General features: G+C 42.7%; 2 protein-coding genes. Both read left to right on the top strand.

The genetic code is table 11. The annotated features are described in order from the left end of the window. Positions 1-149: 149 nt before the first annotated feature. The gene (gene hutX, locus GMA8713_RS25900; RefSeq protein ID WP_062715543.1) at positions 150-659 is read left to right on the top strand and encodes a heme utilization cystosolic carrier protein HutX; all 510 of its coding nucleotides are present in this window, start codon (positions 150-152) and stop codon (positions 657-659) included. Between the two features lie 54 nt (positions 660-713). Beyond that, positions 714-866, top strand: a 153-nt coding sequence (locus GMA8713_RS25905) for a pyridoxamine 5'-phosphate oxidase family protein (RefSeq protein ID WP_198159596.1), incomplete at its 3' end; no start/stop codon positions are given.

Genomic DNA, 866 nt, shown 5'->3' on the forward strand with positions numbered 1-866 from the left:
GAAGAGGATTATCTAGCCTCTACTTTGGCTGGCGGATTTTGGGCCGTAAGTTTGGCACAATCATGCATTAAAGTTTTACATAACGAATTTACGGAACGCACGAATTTAATACACTGTGATTCAACACTGATAGCAAACTGGAAATAAATATGGATTTACTTGAACAGAAAGTGGTCTCTTTATTAGAGCAACAACCAACCTTATTGCCGGCAGCGATGGCGCAAGAGTTGAATGTGACCGAATTTGAAGTGGTGCAGGCATTGCCTAAAGAGATGGTTGCGATTGTTGATGGGACTCAAGCTCAATCGCTGTTGGAATCACTAGCGGATTGGGGAATGGTTACAACGATTGTCCACTCTTTTGGTTCAATTTTTGAAGTGAAAGCGCCTTTTCCAAAAGGGAAGTTGGCTCGTGGCTATTATAACTTGATGGGTAAAGAGGGTGAATTACACGGCCACTTAAAGTTGGAATCCATCCAACACGTTGCTTTAGTCAGTAAGCCTTTTATGGGACGTGAAAGTCATTACTTTGGTTTCTTTAGCGAACAAGGCGATAACATTTTTAAAATTTATCTAGGCCGAGATGAAAAGCGTGAACTGATTGCAGACCAAGTCGCACGTTTTAAAGCACTACAACAAGACGTTCATTCAAACCAATAATATCGATATAACAATAAGCCCTGAACGCAGTGCGAAAGGGCCGAGGAGAAAGTCATGGATCAGCAGATCAAACAAGAGCGATTACAAGGGCGATTGGAACCTGAAATTCAAGAGTTTCGTCAAGAACGTCGTACATTGCAATTGGCTACAGTGGACGCGGAAGGCCGTCCGAATGTGAGCTACGCGCCATTTGTGCAAAACCAAGAA

Source organism: Grimontia marina (assembly GCF_900060185.1).
Classification (GTDB): Bacteria; Pseudomonadota; Gammaproteobacteria; order Enterobacterales; family Vibrionaceae; genus Enterovibrio; species Enterovibrio marinus.

Coding starts and splice junctions, on each gene's coding strand:
- hutX (WP_062715543.1), top strand. CDS start 150: ATGGATTTACTTGAACAGAAAGTGGTCTCTTTATTAGAGCAACAACCA.